The 20,681-nt window shown below is 69.9% G+C and carries 21 protein-coding genes, 1 tRNA gene and 1 other RNA gene; 14 read left to right on the forward strand and 9 right to left on the reverse strand.

What is annotated here, in order from left to right; translation table 11 throughout:
* The first annotated feature begins 37 nt into the window (after positions 1 to 37).
* Positions 38 to 1,678 (forward strand): FG-GAP repeat protein, encoded by a 1,641-nt coding sequence (locus tag OIE53_RS23685; RefSeq protein ID WP_327023692.1) that lies wholly within the window; start codon positions 38 to 40, stop codon positions 1,676 to 1,678.
* Positions 1,679 to 1,741: 63 nt separating this feature from the next.
* Here the strand turns inward: OIE53_RS23685 and OIE53_RS23690 are convergent, their stop codons facing one another.
* From OIE53_RS23690 to OIE53_RS23705, 4 genes are read right to left on the reverse strand one after another with little or no spacing between them, the layout of a single operon-like run.
* Positions 1,742 to 2,272 carry a hypothetical protein gene (locus tag OIE53_RS23690; RefSeq protein ID WP_327023693.1) on the reverse strand — a complete coding sequence of 177 codons (531 nt, stop codon included), beginning with the start codon at positions 2,270 to 2,272 and terminating at the stop codon, positions 1,742 to 1,744.
* Positions 2,273 to 2,312: 40 nt separating this feature from the next.
* Positions 2,313 to 2,870, reverse strand: coding sequence for a hypothetical protein (locus OIE53_RS23695; protein ID WP_327023694.1), 558 nt, complete (start codon positions 2,868 to 2,870; stop codon positions 2,313 to 2,315).
* A gap of 43 nt (positions 2,871 to 2,913) precedes the next feature.
* On the reverse strand, positions 2,914 to 3,111 hold the full coding sequence (locus OIE53_RS23700; protein WP_327023695.1) for a DUF397 domain-containing protein: 198 nt from the start codon (positions 3,109 to 3,111) through the stop codon (positions 2,914 to 2,916).
* The gene (locus OIE53_RS23705) at positions 3,087 to 3,869 is read right to left on the reverse strand and encodes a helix-turn-helix domain-containing protein (RefSeq protein ID WP_327023696.1); all 783 of its coding nucleotides are present in this window, start codon (positions 3,867 to 3,869) and stop codon (positions 3,087 to 3,089) included. Before OIE53_RS23705 ends, OIE53_RS23700 begins: the two co-directional genes overlap by 25 nt.
* A gap of 556 nt (positions 3,870 to 4,425) precedes the next feature.
* On the opposite strand from OIE53_RS23705, the gene OIE53_RS23710 reads away from it, so the two are divergent.
* Positions 4,426 to 4,686 (forward strand): flavin reductase, encoded by a 261-nt coding sequence (locus OIE53_RS23710; RefSeq protein WP_327023697.1) that lies wholly within the window; start codon positions 4,426 to 4,428, stop codon positions 4,684 to 4,686.
* Positions 4,687 to 4,775: 89 nt separating this feature from the next.
* On the opposite strand, the gene OIE53_RS23715 is transcribed toward OIE53_RS23710, so the two are convergent.
* Positions 4,776 to 5,915 carry a hypothetical protein gene (locus OIE53_RS23715; RefSeq protein WP_327023699.1) on the reverse strand — a complete coding sequence of 380 codons (1,140 nt, stop codon included), beginning with the start codon at positions 5,913 to 5,915 and terminating at the stop codon, positions 4,776 to 4,778.
* Positions 5,912 to 6,253 (reverse strand): PadR family transcriptional regulator, encoded by a 342-nt coding sequence (locus OIE53_RS23720; protein WP_327023700.1) that lies wholly within the window; start codon positions 6,251 to 6,253, stop codon positions 5,912 to 5,914. The genes OIE53_RS23715 and OIE53_RS23720 overlap by 4 nt, the downstream gene beginning before the upstream one ends.
* Positions 6,254 to 6,433: 180 nt before the next feature.
* On the opposite strand from OIE53_RS23720, the gene OIE53_RS23725 reads away from it, so the two are divergent.
* Together OIE53_RS23725 and OIE53_RS23730 are read left to right on the forward strand one after the other, a co-directional pair.
* Positions 6,434 to 6,679 carry a FitA-like ribbon-helix-helix domain-containing protein gene (locus OIE53_RS23725; RefSeq protein ID WP_327023701.1) on the forward strand — a complete coding sequence of 82 codons (246 nt, stop codon included), beginning with the start codon at positions 6,434 to 6,436 and terminating at the stop codon, positions 6,677 to 6,679.
* A complete protein-coding gene (locus OIE53_RS23730; protein WP_327023702.1) occupies positions 6,676 to 7,101 on the forward strand; it encodes a type II toxin-antitoxin system VapC family toxin in 426 nt (141 codons plus the stop codon). The genes OIE53_RS23725 and OIE53_RS23730 overlap by 4 nt, the downstream gene beginning before the upstream one ends.
* Before the next feature lie 136 nt (positions 7,102 to 7,237).
* On the opposite strand, the gene OIE53_RS23735 is transcribed toward OIE53_RS23730, so the two are convergent.
* Positions 7,238 to 7,322: transfer RNA gene (locus OIE53_RS23735), tRNA-Ser, on the reverse strand.
* Positions 7,323 to 7,403: 81 nt separating this feature from the next.
* Here OIE53_RS23735 and ffs point away from each other — a divergent pair.
* From ffs to OIE53_RS23780, 9 genes are all read left to right on the forward strand, one after another.
* Positions 7,404 to 7,493, forward strand: an RNA gene (gene ffs / locus OIE53_RS23740) — signal recognition particle sRNA small type.
* A 192-nt stretch (positions 7,494 to 7,685) separates the two neighbouring features.
* Complete coding sequence (locus tag OIE53_RS23745; protein WP_327023703.1) at positions 7,686 to 10,550, forward strand: DNA polymerase III subunit gamma and tau; 2,865 nt, start codon at positions 7,686 to 7,688, stop codon at positions 10,548 to 10,550.
* Between the two features lie 225 nt (positions 10,551 to 10,775).
* The gene (locus OIE53_RS23750; protein ID WP_327027373.1) at positions 10,776 to 11,084 is read left to right on the forward strand and encodes a YbaB/EbfC family nucleoid-associated protein; all 309 of its coding nucleotides are present in this window, start codon (positions 10,776 to 10,778) and stop codon (positions 11,082 to 11,084) included.
* An 8-nt stretch (positions 11,085 to 11,092) separates the two neighbouring features.
* Positions 11,093 to 11,686 carry a recombination mediator RecR gene (recR, locus tag OIE53_RS23755; protein WP_327023704.1) on the forward strand — a complete coding sequence of 198 codons (594 nt, stop codon included), beginning with the start codon at positions 11,093 to 11,095 and terminating at the stop codon, positions 11,684 to 11,686.
* Positions 11,687 to 12,035: 349 nt separating this feature from the next.
* Positions 12,036 to 13,700 (forward strand): ABC transporter substrate-binding protein, encoded by a 1,665-nt coding sequence (locus OIE53_RS23760; RefSeq protein ID WP_327023705.1) that lies wholly within the window; start codon positions 12,036 to 12,038, stop codon positions 13,698 to 13,700.
* 77 nt (positions 13,701 to 13,777) lie between these two features.
* Positions 13,778 to 14,782, forward strand: coding sequence for an ABC transporter permease (locus OIE53_RS23765; protein WP_327023706.1), 1,005 nt, complete (start codon positions 13,778 to 13,780; stop codon positions 14,780 to 14,782).
* Positions 14,779 to 15,747: an ABC transporter permease gene (locus tag OIE53_RS23770; RefSeq protein WP_327023707.1), complete on the forward strand. Its 969-nt coding sequence runs from the start codon at positions 14,779 to 14,781 to the stop codon at positions 15,745 to 15,747. The genes OIE53_RS23765 and OIE53_RS23770 overlap by 4 nt, the downstream gene beginning before the upstream one ends.
* Before the next feature lie 4 nt (positions 15,748 to 15,751).
* Complete coding sequence (locus OIE53_RS23775) at positions 15,752 to 16,855, forward strand: ABC transporter ATP-binding protein (RefSeq protein WP_327023708.1); 1,104 nt, start codon at positions 15,752 to 15,754, stop codon at positions 16,853 to 16,855.
* The gene (locus tag OIE53_RS23780; RefSeq protein WP_327023709.1) at positions 16,852 to 17,955 is read left to right on the forward strand and encodes an ABC transporter ATP-binding protein; all 1,104 of its coding nucleotides are present in this window, start codon (positions 16,852 to 16,854) and stop codon (positions 17,953 to 17,955) included. Before OIE53_RS23775 ends, OIE53_RS23780 begins: the two co-directional genes overlap by 4 nt.
* A gap of 58 nt (positions 17,956 to 18,013) precedes the next feature.
* On the opposite strand, the gene OIE53_RS23785 is transcribed toward OIE53_RS23780, so the two are convergent.
* Positions 18,014 to 18,451 carry a hypothetical protein gene (locus tag OIE53_RS23785; protein ID WP_327023710.1) on the reverse strand — a complete coding sequence of 146 codons (438 nt, stop codon included), beginning with the start codon at positions 18,449 to 18,451 and terminating at the stop codon, positions 18,014 to 18,016.
* Positions 18,433 to 19,101, reverse strand: coding sequence for an HNH endonuclease family protein (locus OIE53_RS23790; protein WP_393341944.1), 669 nt, complete (start codon positions 19,099 to 19,101; stop codon positions 18,433 to 18,435). The genes OIE53_RS23785 and OIE53_RS23790 overlap by 19 nt, the downstream gene beginning before the upstream one ends.
* 108 nt (positions 19,102 to 19,209) lie before the next feature.
* Here OIE53_RS23790 and OIE53_RS23795 point away from each other — a divergent pair, with 108 nt between their 5' ends.
* Positions 19,210 to 20,640: an MFS transporter gene (locus OIE53_RS23795; protein ID WP_327023711.1), complete on the forward strand. Its 1,431-nt coding sequence runs from the start codon at positions 19,210 to 19,212 to the stop codon at positions 20,638 to 20,640.
* The last annotated feature ends 41 nt before the right edge of the window (positions 20,641 to 20,681 follow it).

Consider the following 20,681-nt stretch of genomic DNA (forward strand, 5'->3'; position numbering starts at 1 on the left):
GGGGTTCTTGATGCGGCGAAGTGTCGCAGGACTGTCCATGTTGGCGGTAGCCACCGGCCTGGCGGTGAGTGTGCCCGCCCCGGCGGCGGCGAACGACTACCGGACGGCCACCCGGGACGGGATCGTCCTTCAGCACTACCGGGTGGCGAAGGCGACCACCCCGGTCAAGGGGACCGGGCCTACCCGGTCCGACTTCGACGGTGACGGCATCGACGACATCGCCGCCTCCGCCGACCCCTCCGAGCACCGCTTCCCGCAGACCCCGATGGGTCTGGTGGTGGTGCGTTACTCCTCGGCACCGTACGTCGACTACTTCGCTCCCGCGGTCACGCCGGGCGGCGGTGAGCCCGCCTTCGGCGAGGTACTCGCCGCCGGGGACTTCAACGGTGACGGCTACGACGACCTGGCCGTCGGCGACTACGGCGAGTACGACCTGAGCGCGAAGGCGAACGCCGGCGGGGTCTGGGTGATCCCGGGCAGCGGCACCGGCCTGCGGCTCGACGGGGCGAAGCACTTCACCCAGAGCACGCCGGGAGTGCCGGGCGCCTCGGAGGAGGGCGACTGGTTCGGTTCGGCGCTGGCGGCCGGTGACATCAACGGCGACGGCCGGGACGACCTGGCGGTCGGGGCGTACGGCGAGGCGATCGGCAAGCTCACCTACGCCGGGGCGGTGACCGTCCTGTACGGCGGGGCCAGCGGGCTGACCGGCACCGGTGCGCAGCAGTTGCACCAGAACCAGGCCGCCGTTCCGGGTTCCGCCGAGCGCAACGACCACTTCGGCTGGACCCTGGCCATCGGAAAGGTCAACAACAACAAGTACGCCGACCTGGTCATCGGCGCACCGGGCGAGAACGAGGACAGCTCTCCTACCGGCAGCGGGATGCTCACGCTGATGTGGGGCTCCGCGAACGGGGTGAAGCTCAGCGGCGCCACCTCGGTCACCGGGGCGGCACTGCGCAAGGCGACCGGTCGTGACGACAGCTACGTGCGGAGCCTCGGCATGGCGCTGGCCATCGGTGACGTCAACGGCGACAAACTGGGCGAGGTGATCGCCGGGGCGCCGTACACGCAGTCCCCGAAGGGCAACGAGGGCATGGTCGCGGTCTTCACCGGTCGTACCGGTGGCGCCGGCCTGTCCAGCGGCGCGGTGAAGATGTTCAGCCAGCGTACGCCCGGGGTGCCCGGTTCGGCGGAGGTCGGTGACCTGTTCGGTGCCACCCTGGCGGTCGGTGACGTGACCGGCGACGGTCGGGTCGACGTGCTGGTGGGCGCGCCCGGTGAGGCGATCGGTACGAAGAAGCGGGCGGGCACGGTCGCCCTGCTCAAGGGTTCCGCATCCGGGTTGACCGGCACCGGTGCCCAGGGCTTCGACCAGGACCACCCGGTCGTACCGGGTGGGGCCGAGAGCAACGACCTGTTCGGCGGCGAGGTGGCCATCCTCAATCTGGACGGCAAGGGACCCCTGGACGCTATCGTGGCCTCGCCCGGGGAACTGGTCAGCGCGGACCCGGAGCGGCCCGCCTCCGGGTCGGTCGCCCTGTTCCACGGTGGTTCCGGTGGGTTGGTTCCGCAGTCCGCCTCGTGGAGTGGGGCGAGCATGCGTACGGACTTCGTCTGGCCCAAGTGGTACGGACGTCGCCTGGCCACCGCCCAGTCCGGCGCCCTGATGTACCACTGATCTGCACCCCTGACCTGATCTGACCTGGCTGGGCCGGCTCGCACGCGAGCCGGCCCAGCCTGCTCAGCAGGGGCCGTGGCCTTCCAGGAAGAGGCGGTGGGCCCAGTGGGCGTACCCGGCGATGATCTTCTGGACGGTCCGGCCGTCGTGCAGGAAGAGGTAGGCGCGGTCGCCGTCGCGGGCCAGCAGACCGTCGAAACGGTACGTCCCCTGTGGAGCGCGCAGCTCGCGTACGGTCGGGTAGCTGGCCCGGACCTCGGCGATCGGGGTGCCGGCGGTGATTCCCTCCGGGGTGCGGGCCGGGTCACCGGCCCAGAGCAGCACCAGCCGATCGTCGATGAAGATCGGGCTGACCATGGCGTGCCCGGCCAGGGTCGGGCCGCAGGCGTCGACGTCGGTACGCAGGATCCCGCGCCGGGTCAGCTCGTCCTCGGTGTCGCCGAAGTCCACATCGGCCAGCCCGTCCAGATCGACCACGGTGACCGAGGCGACCGGTTCGGGCATGGCCAGGTCCGCCGGTGGCATGGGTCCGCTGCCCGATACCGAGGCAGCCAGAAGCAGTGCGGCGATGAAGCCGAATTGTCGCAATTTCATCAGAATCCCCCAAGTCCCCAACGGGACGGGAGCGCTGAGGTTATTGCCGGGCTTCCCATTCCTCGGCCAACTCGTCCCAGTAGTCGGCGCTGAGCCCACGCCGCCCGTGCGCCAGCCACCCTTCGGTGCTCCGCTCGACGTGTAACCCCAGCTCGGCGAAGGGGTCGATCCATGCGCCGGGCTCCGCGCCCAACTCGATCAGGGCTGCGTTGATCGGCCACTGCGGGCGCGGCAGGTCGAAGGTCGAGTCGAAACGCGGCCCCCAGGCCAGCACCCCGTCCAACCAGACCGCCGCCGCCTGGCGTCCGACACCACCGGCGAACTCCGCCTCGAGGTACGCCACCGGCCCTCGCAGCGACCAGCGGGCCAGTACCTCGGTCAGGGCGGGGGAGAAGGTCAGCGTGAAGGGCTGCTCCGGGCCGGGCTCGTCGGTCGCGTAGTCCGGCGCGTTGCCGGTCAACTCCTGCACCAACTGCGGAGTCACCGGCAGTAGGGCGAAGTCCTGCCGCAGCTCGCCGAGGACGGCATGATCCAGCTCGCGGGTCTCCTCGCGGAGCAGTTCGGCGTCCGCGACAATCGCGCTGAGCTGGTAACTCACCCGGCGTCCACAGCCTGTGGATAGCACATGTGTACGACGGGGGTCAGTTGATCTCAGCGAGGAAGGCCCGCCAGGCGGTCGGGGTGAAGACCAGCGCCGGCCCGGTCGGATCCTTCGAGTCGCGTACCCCGACCAGGCCGGGCAGGTTGTCCGCGACCTCGACGCAGTCGCCGCCGTTACCGCTGCTGCGGCTGCTCTTGCGCCACCGGGCGCCGGTCAGCCGGGCTTCGTTGCGCTCCACGACTCCGCTACCTCCCTGATCAGGTCGACCGACTGCCAGCGCGACAGGGTCTCGCCGCGCACGTTCTCCCACACGGCCAGTATCGCCGCGATCTCGTCATGTTCGCTAACCACCTGGCCCTGCAACTGGTTGTCCAGGTAACCCGCGATGCGGTGATCTTCCGCAGTGGCCAGCACGAACGGCCCATTGATTCCGGCGTATTCCCCCACAGTGGACGGCACCACGTACACCCGGATGTGCGGCTGGCCGGCGGATTCGGCCAGGGCCAGCAACTGCTCGCGCATGACGGCCGGGCCGCCTACCGGGCGGCGCAGCACGGCCTCGTCCAGTACGACGGTGAGTCGCGGGGGCTCCTCCCGTTGGAGAATCAGTTGGCGGGACATTCGGTGGGCGACCACCCGCTCCACCTCGCTGCGGGGGATCAGGCCGCCGCCGCTGAGCACCGCGCGGGCGTAGGCCTCGGTCTGTAGCAGGCCCGGCACCACCAGGGGTTGATACGAGCGCAGGGTGGTCGCCTCGCGTTCGATCTCCTGCCAGGGGCGGAACCAGACCAACGCCCGACGCCGCGAAATGTCCGGCCAAATGTCCGAGACATTCTTCTGTAGCGCATCTGCCGCCGTGAGCCGGTGCCGGGCGTGTGGGATCCGATCTTCCAACAGCCACCGGCTGACTGTCTTTGGGTCGACCCCGACGCGTTCCGCTAAGGACTCGATGGTGTGCCCGGTGTCCCGCAAGGCGACTCGCAATGCGTCATTCATGGTGCCTCCTGAGTGGATGTCCGGAATATCTGGGCACCATATAGCTACGCCATGTAGTTGTCCCGTCACCTGCGCCAAATTGGGGTATCGACGGCGTGGCCGGTGGAGGTTCATCCCCCTTGACCCGGCGGCCACGGCGTCCGGGGGCCGCCGTCGGCGACCAACGGCGGCGGCTCCCATCCACTCATCAGGCCCTGTCGAGCTGATAGCGCAAACGGATCACCAGAGACGGCCCGCCCACGACCGATGAGCCCGCACCACCGCGACCGGTGCGTCCGCGCCGGTCGCGAACGGTGCTCCTGCCCGTCGCGAGTGGCGCGGCCGTCCACATTGTGGCCGTGCACATCGCGACCGGTGCGTCCGCGCCCGTCGCGACCGCTGCGGCCGTGCCCGTCGTGACCGGGTGCGTCCGCTCCTGTAGTGACGGGTGCGTCCGCGCCTGTCGTGACCGGTGCGCCCGTGCCGGTCGGCTCGGCCGACGAGCAGATCGGGGTGAAGTCGTGTCGGATCAGGTTGGACGCTCTCGGCGGGAGCAGAGCACCGGAGGCGAGGGTCGATGAGCCGTCGCCGGTCGTACCCGTCCCGTCGGCGGGAGCATTTGCCATCCCGGCCGACGTGGCGGTGCCGGGCCTGCGGATGCTCGTGGCCGTGCAGCGCGGCCAAGCTGCGGCTGCTGGGGCGGTACCGGGAGGATCGGGCCGGACTGTTGATCCACCTGACGGCGCTGCACGAGGAGGCCGCCGCCGAACTCGGTGACGTCATCTCAGCCGTCGTACTGCTCGACCGCTTCGTGTCCTGGGCGCGTGTCCGAGGGTGAGGAGACTGTCCGCGTACCTCCTGGGGTGTTGGATCCGGCGACGACCGGAAGCCGCGCGGCGTCGCCGGCGGCCCCCGTTGGCGTCGCGCTCAGCCCGCCGCGACCGCGGATTGTGGTGGTTGCTCCCCGGGCTGGGCCACGAGCACCGCCACCACGACGGCCAGCAGCCCGGCGATGCTCAGCCCGAGGATCAGCCAGGCCGGGCCCGCCGGGTAGTAGTAGTCGCCCGGGGTGAAGGCACTGTGCACGGTCAACAGCCCGCCCTCGTCCGCACTCCTGCCCAACACCCGCACCAGGTTGCCGTAGAGCGCGACCGCCGGCAGCGCCAGCGCCAACAACGCCAACCCCCAGGCCCCGGCACCGGTCACCCGCCGTCCGGGGGCAGCCCCTGCTATCCGGTACGCGACGGCCGCCGCGATCAGCCAGCCGACGACCAGCCCCAGCAGGGCGCCGACCAGGACCAAGGGCACAAACGCGGCGGTACGCGTCTGCCGGGCATCGACCGAGACGACGCCCCGATTCTCGGCCAGGTACCCGCGAACCTGGATGATCAGGCCGTTGGATTCGGCGGTGAACCGATCCCCGCTCAACGGGGTCTCGACCACGGTCCCGTTCTCCCCGGTCGTGACAGTCCTGCCGGAGAGTGGAGTCAGCCCGGAGACCGCCCACCCCTCATCGGCGAACCGCTGCCGCACCTGCTCCGCATCCCAGCCCGAGGCGGAACCGGTGGCGTCGACCCGATCGGCGTGCCAGTTCGTGCTCTGCCGGTGCGCCTGCACCTCACCGGTCGCGCCGGCCTGCTGGGTGAGCCGGGTCATCGCGGCGTCGTCCGGCAGGCTCGTGAAGGTCTGGGCACCCAGCCACGAACCGGCGGCGGCACCGAAACCACCCAGGGTCAGCGCGGTGAGCAGCGCCGCGACCACCATGATCGGACGACCGGCGGGCAACCGGAACCGCAGCCGCAGACCGCTGCCGACCAGGTGCAGGGCATCGCCGAGACCGGGACGGCGCTGCCCGGGTGCCGCCATCTCCAACAGGGTGGTCACCAACTCCGTGCCATGCCGGTGCCGGTGCCGACCCGGATAGGCCAGCAACAATCGCCGGTACCCGCGCTCCAGCCGCTCGTCCGCCGCCGGCCAGCCGACCGCGTCGACCCCTGCCTGCTGCCCGGCGGCGGTGTCGGGCGGCCAGGCGGCACTGTGGTCGGCCGGCGGCCAGGCGGCGGTCATGCGGTCACCGTGCCGAAGCTCAGGGCGTTGCCCAGGCGCTTGCCGAGCTGGGTCTCAGCGGCGGCGGCGTGCCGGCGCAACCGCTCGATCTGTGCCTTGAGGGCGGCGGCCCCCGGATCACTGAGCCGGTAGTAGCGGCGCAGTCGGCCCTCGACGGCCTCCTCCCGGTCCACGGCGACCAGGCCCTGCTCCGTCAACCGGTCGAGGGCGCCGTAGAGGGTGCCCGGTCGCAGCTTGACCTCGCCCCCCGACAGTTCATCGACCGCTCGGATGACCCCGTAGCCGTGCAGTGGCTGCGCGGCGAGTGCAGTGAGGATCAGAAAAGTGGGTTCCTGCATGTCATCGACAGTACGCCCACCGTTATATACCGTCAACCGAGTGTCGATGACGACTGTGGTTGCTGCTCTGCCCTCTGCCGTAGGGGGCCTGCCGTGAGCGCGAACACCGCCAACTCATCGACCAGCGGGCGCTAGCATTGATAGCGGGATGGTTGTCTGCACCGCGAAGGAGGCAAGGCGATGGCTGCCCTCAGCATCCGAGACTTGGATGACTCGGTGAAGGACAAGCTCCGTCTCCGCGCTGCTCGGCATGGTCGGTCGATGGAGGCCGAAATCCGAGCCATCCTGACCACCGCAGTTGCCGAGGACACTCAGCGCGCTGATCTGTTCGGCGCCCTCACCGAGCGGTTCCAGCAACTCGGCGGCGTGGATCTCGACATCCCGGAGCGGACCACGCCGCCCCGGGCGGCTGATCTGGTCGAATGATCGTCCTCGACACGAACGTCGTCTCTGAACTCATGCGCGCGGAGCCGGCCCCAAGAGTGCTTGCCTGGGTGCGGGCGAACTCGGACAACGGTCTCTACACCACAGCGGTCACCGTCGCGGAGATCCGCTATGGCATCGCTCGCCTGCCCGAGGGCCGACGTCGGGAGTCGCTACATCAGGCGGCCAACGAGATATTCTCCGCCTTCCCGCGGCAGGTCCTTCCCTTCGGTCTCGGCGCAGCCAATGCCTACGCCGAAATCGTCGCTGACCGGGAGACCACCGGCCATCCGATCGATGGCTTTGACGCGCAGATCGCAGCGATCTGCCGCTCCCAGGTGGCCACTCTTGCCACCCGCAACCTGAAAGATTTCGCCAACACCGGCATCGTCACGGTGGATCCCTGGGACGAGCCGTTCGACTGAAGGCGTCTGCTGTCCTGGCGATCAGGACGACTCGGAGTCAGTCGCCATGGCTGACTCTGAGACAGAGCGACCGTAGAGACGACTCAGGGCCGGTCCCGTTGGGGGCCGGCCCTGTCGTTCGTGCAGCTCTTGCGAGCGGAGGATACGAGATTCGAACTCGTGAGGGTGTTAACCCAACACGCTTTCCAAGCGTGCGCCCTAGGCCTCTAGGCGAATCCTCCGCGAGCCAGGATACAGGTCCCCGAGACGTTGCCCACCCCACCACCCCCTGAAGATCGACGAGGGGTCGGGTAGGCTGGGGCTACCTCCCGTGCGGCGGTACCTCGTGAACCTCCCCAGGGCCGGAAGGCAGCAAGGATAAGCGAGCTCTGCCGGGTGCACGGGAGGCCTTTCTGTCTCAAGGCCCCATGATCGACCTCAAGGCCCCATGATCGACGCCGTTACGGCGGTATGGGGGTGTCCCTGGCCCGTCGATGCCCCCACAACGGCGTAACGGAGTCGATCTCAGCTCAGGCCCGGCGGGGTGGGTGGTCAGTCGGGCGCGGGCAGCGGAGAATGGCGCGGTCGAGAGGAGGCGGGACGCCGTGGCACTGGCGCTCTACCGCAAGTACCGGCCGCGTACCTTCGCCGAGGTCATCGGGCAGGAGCACGTCACCGAGCCGCTGTCGCAGGCACTTCGCAGCGGGCGGCTCAACCATGCGTACCTCTTCTCCGGGCCGCGTGGGTGTGGCAAGACCTCCAGCGCCCGGATCCTGGCCCGCTCCCTCAACTGTGAGCAGGGTCCCACCCCGGAGCCCTGCGGGGTCTGCGCGTCGTGCCGCTCGCTGGGCAGCGACGGGGCCGGCTCGATCGACGTCATCGAGATCGACGCGGCCAGCCACGGTGGTGTGGACGACGCCCGCGAGCTGCGGGAGAAGGCCTTCTTCGCGCCGGCCAGCAGCCGCTTCAAGATCTATGTCATCGACGAGGCGCACATGGTCTCGTCGGCCGGCTTCAACGCCCTGCTCAAGCTGGTGGAGGAGCCCCCGGAGTACGTCAAGTTCATCTTCGCCACCACCGAGCCGGAGAAGGTCCTCGGCACGATCAAGTCGCGGACCCACCACTACCCCTTCCGGCTGATCCCGCCGAAGGTGCTGCGGCCCTACCTGGAGCAGTTGTGCCAGGCCGAGGGGGTTCAGGTCGAGCCGGCGGTGTTTCCGCTGGTCGTACGGGCCGGTGGGGGCAGCGCCCGGGACAGTCTCTCCGTACTCGATCAGCTCATCGCCGGTGCCGGCCCGGACGGTGTCACCTACGCGCGGGCCGCCGCGCTGCTCGGTGTCACCGACTCGGCGCTGATCGACGAGATGTGCGACGCCCTGGCCGCCGGGGACGGCGCCGCCGCGTACGCCACGGTCGACCGGGTCGCAGAGGCCGGGCACGATCCGCGTCGGTTCGCCTCGGATCTGCTGGAGCGGCTGCGTGACCTGATCGTGCTGCAGCAGGTGCCGGACGCCGCCGCCAAGGGCCTGATCGACGGCCCGGACGACCAGATCGAGCGGATGACCGCCCAGGCCCAGCGGCTGGGTCCGGGCACCCTGTCCCGGTGCGCCGACATCGTGCACGACGGCCTGGTGCAGATGCGCGGCACGACCGCCCCCCGGCTGCTGCTGGAGCTGATCTGCGCCCGGATGCTGCTGCCCGGGGTGGACGACTCCACCGGCGGCCTGCTCCACCGCCTGGAACGCATGGAACGTCGGCTGATCCTCGCCGGCACGGAAACCCCGTCGGCCGCCGCCGACTCCGCGCCGGCCACAACCCCCCCGACGGTACGCACCCAGCCTCCCGCCCCGCCCGCGGCTGCCGCCGCGACCCGGGCCGCCACCGCCGCTGCCGCGTCGGCTACCGCCAACGGCGCCGGGGTGACCCGGGCTGCCTCGCCGGCTCCCGAGACCCAGGCCGGAAGTGGTGGTGCCGCCTACGACGGCGGAGCGCCCCAGGCCGGCGTCGCAGGGCCGACTGCCGCCGACGACGCCCCCGGCTCGGTCCCGGCGGGCGAGGCAGCACCTGCCCCACGTCGGCAGGTTCCGCCCTCGGCCGTGATGCCCGATCCGGTCACCCCCGAGCCGCCCCGACCGGGTGCGGTGACTCCCGGGGTGCTCGACGCGGTCGCGGTACGGCGGGTCTGGCCGGAGGTGGTCGGCAAGGTCAACCGGAGCAACAAGAAGATCGCGGCGCTGATGCGTGACGCGGTCGTACGCGACCTCGACGGCGACACCCTCGTACTGACCGTGAAGTCGGCCGTACTGGCCCGGATGATGTCCGACCACGCGCAGGTGCTCACGGACGCGCTCTACGAGGAGTTGGGCGGACGCTGGCAGATCCGGTTCGAGGTGGCCGGCGAGCGGAGCGGAATGTCACCCGGCAACCCGCGCGCCACCGCCCCGTCGCGTCCCCAGTCTCCAGCACCCTCGAACGGCACGACCCCCGCCGCACCACCGGTGGCTTCGACCCCGTCGGCCGGGGCCCAGGGCGGAGGTCACCCCGCAGCGCCCGGAGGATCGGCGGATCCTTCAGCGGCCGACGGACTGGCGGGTCGTCCCGCAATGGCCGGGGGACCGGCGGGTTCCGCAGCGGCCGGGGGATCGGCCGAGGAGGACGAGGGGTGGCCCGAACCGGCCCGCCCCGGCGGCGCTGCCGCCACCGGCACTGCCGAGGCGAGCGAGGCGGACAACGACTGGCCGGAGGCGGCGCGCCCCGGTGGCGCCAGTGGTGTCGGCTCCGGTACCTCCACGAACGGTGCTTCCGGCGAAGCCCGGTCGACTGCAGTGGACCCGGGCCAAGCAGGTCGGTCCGGCGCAACCGGGTTGGGCAGATCCGCTACTAGCGGGATGCAGCCGGGTGGTCCGGCCCCCGGCGGAGCGCAGTCCGGCGGGCTGGCTACCGGCGGGGCACAGTTCGGTGGGCCCGCTGACGGCGGGGCACAGTCGGCCGGATCGGCCACCGCCAGGGCCCAGGCGAGCGGGGCAGGACCGGTCGGGTCGGCTGCCGGCGGGGCACCGAGCGCGCGGGCGGGTACCGGGACTGCGGTCGCAGCAGGAGCGAGGACGACCCGGTCGGAGGTACCGGCCCCCGGAGGCGGCAGAAGCGCCCCGGCAAGCAGTGCGATCGCGGCAGCCCGTGCGGCAGCGGCCGGACGGGGTACCCGTACCAGCCAGGCGGCCCGGCAGACCGCGGACGCCGAGTTCGCCGGCGAGCCGCCGTACGATCCGGATTTCGACGGCCCGTTGCGCGGCGGCGGCGTCAGTGCTGCCCCCACGGCCGCCTACGAGGGATTCGACCCGGGCGACGAGCCCCTGGACGAGATCATCGACGAGAAGACCGCCCGCCAGTCGAGCGAGGAACAGGCGCTACGCCTGCTCCGCGAAGCCTTCGCCGGCACCGAAAAGATCAGCGAATCCGACACCCGCTGACCCACCCCACCCTCACGCCACCCCCACTCTCCGGCGATCTTGCACTTTTGGTCGGGGCAAATACCGTGTTCGGGGGCAATAAGGCGACCGAAAGTGCAAGATCGGCGGGGGAGGGTGGTGGGGGTGTGCGGTGGTGGGGTGGGGTCGGTGGGGGCGGTTAGGGTGGGCGTGAATTACGTAGCCGAGTCATAGGGAGCCGTCGTGCGGCCTGGTGGACAGCCGAACATGCAGCAGATGCTGAAGCAGGCGCAGAAGATGCAGCAGCAGATCGCCAAGGCGCAGGCCGAGTTGGCCGAGGCCGAGGTGTCCGGCACCGCCGGTGGTGGTCTGGTCACCGCGACGGTCTCCGGTGCTGGCGAGATCAAGAGCATCAAGATCGATCCGAAGGCGGTCGACCCGGAGGATGTGGAGACCCTGGAGGACCTGGTCGTCGCGGCGCTGAACAACGCCAGCGAGGCGGCCCGCCAGTTGACCGAGCAGAAGATGGGCCCGGTGGCGGGCGGGATGGGCGGCCTCGGCCTGCCCGGGTTCTGAGCCCGCAGATGTACGAGGGTGCCATCCAGGACCTGATCGACGAGTTGGGTCGGCTGCCGGGGGTCGGTCCCAAGAGTGCCCAGCGGATCGCCTTCTACGTGCTGTCCGCGGACCCGGCCGACGTCAATCGGCTGGCGGGGGCGTTGCGGAAGGTCAAGGAGTTGGTGCGGTTCTGCACCAACTGTTACAACGTCGCCGAGTCGGACCAGTGCCGGATCTGCCGCGACCCGCGCCGCAGCGACGAGGTGGTCTGCGTGGTCGAGGAGCCGAAGGACGTCGTGGCGATCGAGCGGACCGGTGAGTTCCGCGGGCGCTACCACGTGCTCGGTGGAGCGATCAATCCGCTGGAGGGCATCGGTCCGGACAACCTGCGGATCCGGGAGCTGATGACCCGGCTCGGTAGCGGGGTGGTCCGTGAGCTGATTCTGGCCACCGATCCGAACACCGAGGGTGAGGCGACCGCTACCTACCTGGCGTTGCTGGTCAAGCCGATGGGGATCTCGGTGACCCGGCTCGCCAGTGGCCTGCCGGTCGGCGGTGACCTGGAGTACGCCGACGAGATCACCCTGGGGCGTGCCTTCGAGGGGCGTCGGGCCGTCTGAATCGGTCACCGAACCGTCTAAAGAGGCGCCCGTGTGGGAGTCCACGGGAGACCTTGCGGGCCGTGTCCGCGTGCTGCGGGCACGGCCCGACGGGGCCGCCGGGGTGTGACAGCGCCTTGATCCGGCGGTCGATCGATGTAACAGAATGATATCGATTGGCGTGGGCTTATTGGGTTGTTTGTCCGATAGTCCGAGGGGTCGTATTACAGCGGCTGGTCACTAAGGACACGATCCGGTACCAAGAGCTTCCCGTGCCGTTTCCGGCCAGTCCGAACGGGAGCTATGGTCACCGCCAGCGGTGACCCTGTCACCACGTTGTCCGTACCCCCTAGGACGAGGTGAAAGCACCATGCGTGCATCCAGGCCGAAGGTCGCTATCGCGGCCATCGCGGCCGCGGCCCTCGCGGTAGCAGGCTGCGCCGAAAGCGACCGCGAAGAAGGTTCCGGCGGTAGTAAGAAGGACACCCTCGTCTTCGGCGTTGCCGGAGACCCGAAGGTGCTGGACCCCAGCCTCGCCAGCGACGGTGAATCGCTGCGCGTGGCCCGTCAGGTGTTCGAGACTCTGGTCCGCCCGGAGGAGGGCGGCACCAAGGTCAGTCCCGGTCTCGCCGAGTCCTGGGAGCCGGACGCCGCCGGCACGACCTGGACGTTCAAGCTGCGTACCGGCGTGAAGTTCCACGACGGCGAGGAGTTCAACGCCGAGGCCGTCTGCTACAACTTCAACCGTTGGTACAACGCCAAGGGTCTGATGCAGAGCCCGGACGTGACGGCGTACTGGCAGGACATCATGGGTGGCTACGCCGCCAACGAGGACCCCACTCTCGGTGAGAGCCTCTTCAAGTCCTGCACCGCCACCGACCCCACCACGGTCAGCCTGGCCTTCACCCGGGTCTCCAGCAAGATCCCGGCCGCCCTGATGCTGCCGTCCTTCTCCATCCACAGTCCGAAGGCGCTGGAGCAGTACGACGCCAGCAACATCACCGGCAGCGCGGATGACATCAAGTACCCGGCGTACGCGACCGCGCACCCGACCGGTACCGGCCCGTTCAAGTTCAAGTCCTGGGACGTCCCGAACAAGACGCTGACCCTGGAGCGCAACGAGGACTACTGGGGCGAGAAGGCCAAGCTCAAGAGCCTGATCTTCAAGACCATCTCGGACGAGAACGCCCGTAAGCAGGAGCTGCGTTCCGGCGGCATCCAGGGCTACGACCTGGTTGGTCCGGCCGATGTGGAGCCGCTGAAGGGCGAGGGCTTCAACGTCCTGACCCGTCCGGCCTTCAACATCCTCTACCTGGCGATCAACCAGAAGGGGAACCCGAAGCTGGCCGACCTCAAGGTCCGGCAGGCGCTCGCGCACGCGATCAACCGCCAGGCCCTGGTCGACTCGAAGCTGCCCCCGGGCGCTCAGGTCGCGGTGAACTTCTTCCCCGACACCGTCGAGGGCTGGAACGGCGACGTCACCAAGTACGACTACGACGTCGAGAAGGCCAAGGCCCTGTTGGCCGAGGCCGGTGCCTCCGACCTGACCCTGCGGTTCCACTACCCGACCGAGGTCACCCGGCCGTACATGCCGAACCCGAAGGACCTGTTCGAGCTGATCTCGGCGGACCTCCAGGCGGTCGGCATCAAGATCGAGGCGATCCCGCTCAAGTGGAGCCCGGACTACCTCAACGCCACCACCTCCGGTGACAAGCACGACATCCACTTCCTCGGATGGACCGGCGACTACGGCGACGGCTACAACTTCATCGGTACCTTCTTCGACCGGCAGAAGGACGAGTGGGGCTTCAACAACCCGGCCCTGTTCGAGAAGTTCAAGAAGGCTGACAGCACTGCCGACATGGCGGAGCGGATCGCGCTCTACAAGGAGCTGAACGCCGACATCATGAACTTCCTGCCCGGTGTGCCGATCTCGCACTCGCCGCCGGCCATCGTGTTCGGCAAGGACGTGACCGGGGTCAAGGCGAGCCCGCTCACCGACGAGCGGTTCTCCACCGCCGAGTTCAAGTCCTGACCTGAAGCACCGACCGCGGGCGGGCGCTGTTACCCACAGCGTCCGCCCGCGATCCTCAGCACACCCACGAGGCGGCCGTGTTCCGGTTCATCGTCAGACGCCTACTACAGCTGATACCCACGCTGTTCGGGCTCTCCATCCTGTTGTTCATCTGGCTCCGGCGGTTGCCCGGTGGCCCCGAGACCGCCATCCTCGGCGAGCGGGGTACGCCCGAGATGCGGGCCGCCATCCGCCGTAACCTCGGCCTCGACGAGCCGATCCTGATCCAGTACGGCCGGTTCGTGAAGCGGATGGTCCGCCTCGACCTCGGCACCTCCATCTCCACCAAGCGCGAGGTGACCACGGAGTTCCTCCAGCGCTTCCCCGGCACGATCGAGCTGACCATCACCGCCATGGTGATCGCGATCGGCATCGGCATCCCGCTGGGCTACCTGGCCGCCCGCAAGCGCGGCCGGTTCCTCGACTACGCGTCCGTCGGCGGGTCGCTGATCGGCATCTGCATCCCGGTCTTCTTCCTGGCGTACGTGCTCAAGGCGATCTTCTCGGAGAACCTCGGCTGGTTCCCCTCCAGCGGTCGCCAGGACCCGATCCTCGGGGCCACCCGGATCACCAACTTCTTCGTTCTGGACGGGCTGATGACCCGGGAGTGGGACGCCGCCGCCGATGCGCTCTGGCATCTGATCCTGCCGGGCATGGCCCTGGCCAGCATCCCGTTGGCGATCATCGTCCGGATCACCCGGGCCAGTGTGCTGGAGGTGCTGGGCGAGGACTTCGTCCGCACCGCCGAGGCCAAGGGCCTGACCGAGAACGTCGTACGCCGTCGGCATGTGCTGCGCAACGCGATGCTGCCGGTGGCCACCTCGATCGGTCTGCTCACCGGCGGCCTGCTCTCCGGGGCGGTGCTCACCGAGACTGTCTTCGCCTTCAGCGGGATCGGAGCCTTCCTCGCCGAGTCCATCAGTAACCGTGACTATCCCGTTCTGATGGGCTTCATCATGATCATCGCAGTGGTCTACGTACTGGTGAACCTGATCGTGGACCTCTCGTACAGCCTGATCGACCCGAGGGTGAGGGTCCGATGACGATCATCAGCGGGAAGAAGCGCGAGAAGATCGACCGCCTCGCCGAACTGGCCGCCCGGGAGGACGAGCGCGGGGTAAGCCTGTGGCAGGACGCGTTCCGCCGGCTGCGGAGTAACCCCGCCGCCATCGTCGGCGCGGTCATCCTGGCCATCTTCGTCCTGGTAGCCATCGTCGGACCGTTCTTCGTGCCGTACGGCCCGAAGGACACCATGGGCATCCGCGAGGGTGTGGTCAAGGTGGGGCAGGGCCTGATCCCCGGCCCCTCCTCGGAACACTGGCTCGGCTACGACCACCAGGGTCGGGACGTCTTCAGCCGGATGATCATCGGAGCCCGGCAGACCCTGCTGGTCGGCGTGGTCGCCACTCTGATCGGTTTGGCGATCGGTGCGCTGATCGGTGGGGTGGCGGGTGCCGCCGCCGGGCTCGGCGGCCGCTGGGGCCGCATGGTGGACACCACCCTGATGCGCTTCATCGACATGCTGCTGGCCCTGCCCAGCCTGCTGCTCGCGGTGAGCATCGCGGCGCTGCTCGGGCCCAGCCTGATCACCGTCATGATCGCCGTGGGTATGGTCTCGGTGCCGGTCTTCGCCCGGCTGCTGCGCGGTTCGATGATCGTCCAGTCGAACAAGGAATACGTGCTGGCGGCCACCTCCCTCGGCGTCAGCAAGCCGAAGATCGCGCTGGCGCACGTGCTGCCGAACTCACTGGCCCCGGTCATCGTGCAGGCCACCCTGACCCTGGCCACCGCGATCATCGAGGCCGCCGCCCTGTCCTACCTGGGCCTCGGTAACCCGGACTCCTCCGTACCCGAGTGGGGCGTGATGCTGGCCGACGCGCAGCCGTGGCTCGGCATCCGGCCCGCTCTGGCTATCTATCCGGCGGTTGCCATCATCATCACCGCGCTGGGCTTCACCCTGCTCGGTGAGGCGATGCGTGAAGCCCTCGACCCGAAGCTGCGGAAGTAGAACAATGGCCCTCCTTGAAGTGGAAGACCTCTCGGTCAGCTTCGCCCGGCGCGGTCAGCGCACCGTACGCGCCGTCGACGGGGTTTCCTTCACGGTCGACGCCGGTGAGGTGGTCGGCCTGGTCGGCGAGTCCGGCTGCGGTAAGTCGGTGACCTCGCTGGCCATCATGGGGTTGCTGCCCAAGCAGCCCGGGTTGTCGGTGGGCGGCAAGGCCGTCTTCGACGGCACCGACCTGCTCCAGCTCGACGACCGATCCCGGCGCGACATCCGGGGCCGGGACATCGCGATGATCTTCCAGGATCCGCTCTCCTCGCTGAACCCGGTCATCCCGATCGGCCTCCAGGTCACCGAGGTGCTGACCCGGCACCGCGGGATGAAGGGTGACGCGGCGGCGAAGGAAGCCGCTCAACTGCTGGACCGGGTGGGCATCCCGGACCCGAAGCGGCGGCTGAAGGAATATCCCCACCAGCTCTCCGGTGGGATGCGGCAGCGGGCCCTGATCGCCATGGCGGTGGCCTGCCAGCCCCGCCTGCTGATCGCCGACGAGCCGACGACCGCCCTGGACGTCACCATCCAGGCGCAGATCCTGGAACTGCTCAAGGACCTGGTCCGTGACTCCGGCACCGCCCTGGTGATGATCACCCACGATCTCGGTGTGGTGGCCGGCATGTGCGACACGATCAACGTCCTGTACGGCGGCCGGGTGGTCGAGACCGCCCGACGGCGTCCGCTGTTCCGCGAGCCCCGGCACCCGTACACCGTGGGGTTGCTCGGGTCGGTGCCGCGGCTGGACGCCGGACGTGGCGAGCGGCTCACCCCCATCCCGGGCTCGGTACGGGATCTGCTGCCCTGGGTGGAGGGTTGTGCCTTCGCGCCGCGCTGCACCCGGCGGGTGGATGCCTGTGTGGGGCAGCCGCCGGAGCTGGTGACGGCGCACGACGGTCACAGCTACCGTTGCGTCAACCCGGCCCCGCCGGCGGGCGCCACCCCGGCAGCGGCACCCGTCGACCCGGCAGCACCCGTCGACCCGGTCGACCCGGCGGCTACCGGCGAGGCGACCTCGGCCGGTGGCCAGGTGCCGGCGCCGCGCGAGGAGGAGAAGCCATGACCGACAGCGACATCCTCGTCGAGGTACGGGACCTGAAGGTGCACTTCCCGATCAAGCGGGGAGTGCTGTTCGACCGGACGGTCGGCCACGTCAAGGCGGTCGACGGGGTGGACCTGCGCATCCCGAGGGGCAAGACCTACGGGCTGGTCGGCGAGTCGGGTTGCGGCAAGTCCACCCTCGGGCGGGCGCTGCTCCAGCTCAACCCGCCGACCGCCGGGCAGGTCAGCTTCGACGGTGTCGAGCTGACCACCCTCGCCCCGAACAAGCTGCGCGCCATGCGCAAGCGGATGCAGATGATCTTCCAGGACCCGATGTCCAGCCTGGACCCCCGGCAGAACATCGAGTCGATCCTGACCGAGGGCCTGCAGACCCACGGCATCGGGGGCAGCCGGGAGGAACGCCGGAAGATCATCTCGGAGACCCTGGACAAGGTCGGGCTGCCGCGGTGGGCCCTGTCCCGCTACCCGCACGAGTTCTCCGGCGGCCAGCGGCAGCGCATCGGCATCGCCCGTGCCCTGGTGCTGGGGCCGGAGCTGATCGTCGCCGACGAGCCGGTCTCCGCGCTGGACGTGTCGATCCAGGCCCAGGTGGTCAACCTGCTGGACGAGCTCCAGGACAGCCTGGGTCTGACCTACCTGGTGATCGCGCACGACCTGGCGGTGGTCCGGCACATCTCCGACACCGTCGGAGTGATGTATCTGGGTGCCCTGGTCGAGGAGGCCCCGGGGGACCGGCTCTACACCGAGCCGCTGCACCCGTACACCCGGGCCTTGATGTCGGCGGTGCCGGTGCCGGACCCCGACGTCGAGGACCGTCGGGAGCGCATCCTGCTCGCCGGTGACCTGCCCTCACCGGCCAACCCGCCGGCGGGCTGCCGCTTCCACACCCGGTGCCCGTGGGCCCAGCCGACCCGCTGCGCGGACGAGCGTCCGGTGCTGCGGGAGATCGGCGAGAGTCGGGTCGCCTGCCACTTCGCCGAGCGGATCGCCAGCGGCGAGCTGCGTCCGCACAAGGTGAGCGTGGAGATCGTCCGGCCGGCCGGCGAGGGCGAGGAACCCGAGGTGGTCTCCGCCCCCAGCGAGCCCGGCTCCTTCGTGTAGAGCAGCAGCCCCTTCCGGTACGCGCACCGGAAGGGGCTGCTGTCCACGTCTGCGGGGTTCAGCCCTCGGGGCGGTTCAGCAGGCCGACCGCGATGTTGTGCACCGCGTCCAGCCCGGAAGCGGCCTCCAGCGCGGCCTTGCCGCCGCTGACCACGTACCACTCGTCCGCGTCCTTGTACTGGACATGCAGGGTGACCTGCCCGTCCGCGAACTCCGTGCGCAGGGTCAGCTCGCCGGTGACCACCCCGACCTCGTCGGTCATCACCCCGCCCGGGCCGGGCACGATGTCCGTGGTGCGGCTCTGCGGACCGGCCGGGCCTGCGGCGTCGGCCGTCATTCCCGCGCCCGGCACCTCGACCTCACTGGCGGCCGTGCCGTCCGCGGTCATCCCCGCGGTGGTCGGTCCCGGGCTGCCGGTCGCCTCCGCTGCGCCGGAATCCGGCGCCTGCTCGGGCGTCGAGCCGCCGTCGGCCCCGGCTACGGCTTGCTCTCCCATGTGCAGCCCTCCAACATGTCGGCCAGCGCGGCTTTCTCGGCACTGGTCACCGTCAGCTTCCAGTGGTGCTTGACCGCCACCCAGTCCCCGGCGTATTGGCACCAGTACGACTGGCTTGGCGGTTTCCACTGGGACGGATCCTGGTCACCCTTTGCCCGGTTGGAAGAGGCGGAAACCGCGAAAAGCTGCGGCCGGTCCAGGTCGTTGGCGAAATCACCCCGTTTGGTGTCATCCCACTCGTCCGCACCGGATCGCCAGGCGTTCGCCAGCGGCACCATGTGGTCGATGTCCACCTGCGACGGATCGGTGAAGCTGCGGCCGTCGTACACACTCTCCCACTGGCCGCCCACGACGTTGCAGCCGGAATGCTCGATGCCCTTGCCGTCCCGTTCCAACACGGTGTCGCGGACGTCGCAGTTCTGGCCGGTCTTGCGCCAGTGCGGGAAGCGCTTGCGACTGTAGCCGCGCATCGAGCCCGCCTCGGCGACGGTGAGCTGGGAGAGCATCTGGTCGGCGGTGCCACCACCGCCGCCGCTGCTGGGTCGCGCGCCCGGCTCCTCTTCGAGCGGGACACACCCGGCTGCGCCGAAGGTCAGCGCCGCGACCAGCGCGAGCGCCCCCAGGGCGCGGGGTCCTGATCTGGTACGCACAGACGACACCTCTCCAGCTTGCGGGCATCCGCCGATCCCGCACAGTACCCGTACGGTGTTTTGGCGTTTCGTGGTGTCTGGCAGATGGTGCACGGCAGATTGGTAGACATGGCTGAACCCGTACGCGTGCTCCGGATGAACACGGCAGCCGGCCGGGGCACCCTGGCGGCCGCCGTACTCGCCTCCGGCATGGTCTTCCTGGACAGCACCGTGGTCAACGTGGCGCTGCCCAGGCTCGGCGCCGATCTGGGCGCCTCCGTGGCCGGCCTACAGTGGACGGTCAGCGGGTACCTGCTCACCCTGGCCGCCTTCGTACTGCTCGGGGGTGCCCTGGGGGACCGGTTCGGCCGGCGGCGGATCTTCCTGCTCGGGGTCATCTGGTTCACCGGCGCCTCGGTGCTCTGTGGCCTGGCCCTGCGGACCGACTGGCTGGTGGCCGCCCGGCTGCTCCAGGGGGTCGGCGGCGCCCTGCTGGCCCCGGGCTCCCTGTCGCTGCTGCAAGCCAGCTTCCACCCCGACGACCGGGCGAAGGCGATCGGTGCCTGGTCCGGCCTGTCCGGGGTCTCCACCGCCCTGGGGCCCTTCATCGGCGGCTGGCTGATCGACGCCCTCTCCTGGCGGTGGATCTTCTTCCTGAACGTGCCGCTGGCCGTGCTCGTGGTGCTGGCCGCCCTGCGGTGGGTACCGGAGAGCCGGGACGAGAGCACCTCACGGACCCGGGGGGCGGGCCGGCGGTTCGACGTGGCCGGGGCGTTGTGGGGGGCGCTGGCCCTGGCCGGGATCACCTACGCCCTGGTCGACGCCCCGGAGCGGGGAGCAAGTGCCCCCTCGGTGGTCGGGGCGGCCCTGGTGGCGGTGCTGGCCGCGGTGGTGTTCGTCCTGGTGGAGCGGCGGCGGGGGGAGACCGCGATGCTGCCCACCGGGCTGTTCGGCAGCCGACTCTTCTCCGTTCTGAACATCTTCACCGTGCTGGTCTACGCCGCCCTCGGCGGGTTCACCTTCTTCATCGCGGTCTACCTGCAGAACGTGGTCGGCTGGTCGGCGCTGGGGACCGGTCTGGCGTTGCTGCCCATGACCCTGTTGCTGCTGGTCGGCTCACCGGCGGCCGGAGCGCTCTCCACCAAGATCGGGCCACGGCTGCTGCTGACCGTCGGGCCGACCCTGGCCGCGGTCGGTCTGCTGCTGCTGCGCGAGGTCGGCCCGGGCGCGTCGTACTGGCGGCAGGTGCTGCCCGGGGTGGTGGTGTTCGGGGTAGGCCTGACCATGGTGGTGGCACCCCTGACGGCCTCCGTGCTGGCCGCGGTCGCCGACCGGTTCGCCGGGGTGGCCAGCGGCTTCAACAACGCCGCCTCCCGGGTGGGCGGGCTGCTGGCGGTAGCCGCCCTGCCGCTGCTGGTCGGGCTTTCCGGCACCGGGTACGAGCAGCGCGCCGAACTGACCGCCGCCTACCGGGGTGCCCTGCTCTGGTGCGCCGGGCTGCTGCTGATCGGGGCGGTCATCGCCGCCCTGCTCGTCCACCGCCCACCCCGCAAGGAGTGAGGACCGAGCTATGACGTTAATAAGGGCCCCTTGCTATGCAG

The sequence above is a fragment of the Micromonospora sp. NBC_01739 genome, from assembly GCF_035920385.1.
Taxonomy (GTDB): Bacteria; Actinomycetota; Actinomycetes; order Mycobacteriales; family Micromonosporaceae; genus Micromonospora.

Coding starts and splice junctions, on each gene's coding strand:
- OIE53_RS23685 (WP_327023692.1), top strand. CDS start 38: ATGTTGGCGGTAGCCACCGGCCTGGCGGTGAGTGTGCCCGCCCCGGCG.
- OIE53_RS23690 (WP_327023693.1), bottom strand. CDS start 2,272: ATGAAATTGCGACAATTCGGCTTCATCGCCGCACTGCTTCTGGCTGCC.
- OIE53_RS23705 (WP_327023696.1), bottom strand. CDS start 3,869: ATGAATGACGCATTGCGAGTCGCCTTGCGGGACACCGGGCACACCATC.
- OIE53_RS23710 (WP_327023697.1), top strand. CDS start 4,426: ATGAGCCGTCGCCGGTCGTACCCGTCCCGTCGGCGGGAGCATTTGCCA.
- OIE53_RS23715 (WP_327023699.1), bottom strand. CDS start 5,915: ATGACCGCCGCCTGGCCGCCGGCCGACCACAGTGCCGCCTGGCCGCCC.
- OIE53_RS23720 (WP_327023700.1), bottom strand. CDS start 6,253: ATGCAGGAACCCACTTTTCTGATCCTCACTGCACTCGCCGCGCAGCCA.
- OIE53_RS23725 (WP_327023701.1), top strand. CDS start 6,434: ATGGCTGCCCTCAGCATCCGAGACTTGGATGACTCGGTGAAGGACAAG.
- OIE53_RS23730 (WP_327023702.1), top strand. CDS start 6,676: ATGATCGTCCTCGACACGAACGTCGTCTCTGAACTCATGCGCGCGGAG.
- OIE53_RS23750 (WP_327027373.1), top strand. CDS start 10,776: ATGCAGCAGATGCTGAAGCAGGCGCAGAAGATGCAGCAGCAGATCGCC.
- recR (WP_327023704.1), top strand. CDS start 11,093: ATGTACGAGGGTGCCATCCAGGACCTGATCGACGAGTTGGGTCGGCTG.
- OIE53_RS23760 (WP_327023705.1), top strand. CDS start 12,036: ATGCGTGCATCCAGGCCGAAGGTCGCTATCGCGGCCATCGCGGCCGCG.
- OIE53_RS23770 (WP_327023707.1), top strand. CDS start 14,779: ATGACGATCATCAGCGGGAAGAAGCGCGAGAAGATCGACCGCCTCGCC.
- OIE53_RS23775 (WP_327023708.1), top strand. CDS start 15,752: ATGGCCCTCCTTGAAGTGGAAGACCTCTCGGTCAGCTTCGCCCGGCGC.
- OIE53_RS23780 (WP_327023709.1), top strand. CDS start 16,852: ATGACCGACAGCGACATCCTCGTCGAGGTACGGGACCTGAAGGTGCAC.
- OIE53_RS23785 (WP_327023710.1), bottom strand. CDS start 18,451: ATGGGAGAGCAAGCCGTAGCCGGGGCCGACGGCGGCTCGACGCCCGAG.
- OIE53_RS23795 (WP_327023711.1), top strand. CDS start 19,210: ATGGCTGAACCCGTACGCGTGCTCCGGATGAACACGGCAGCCGGCCGG.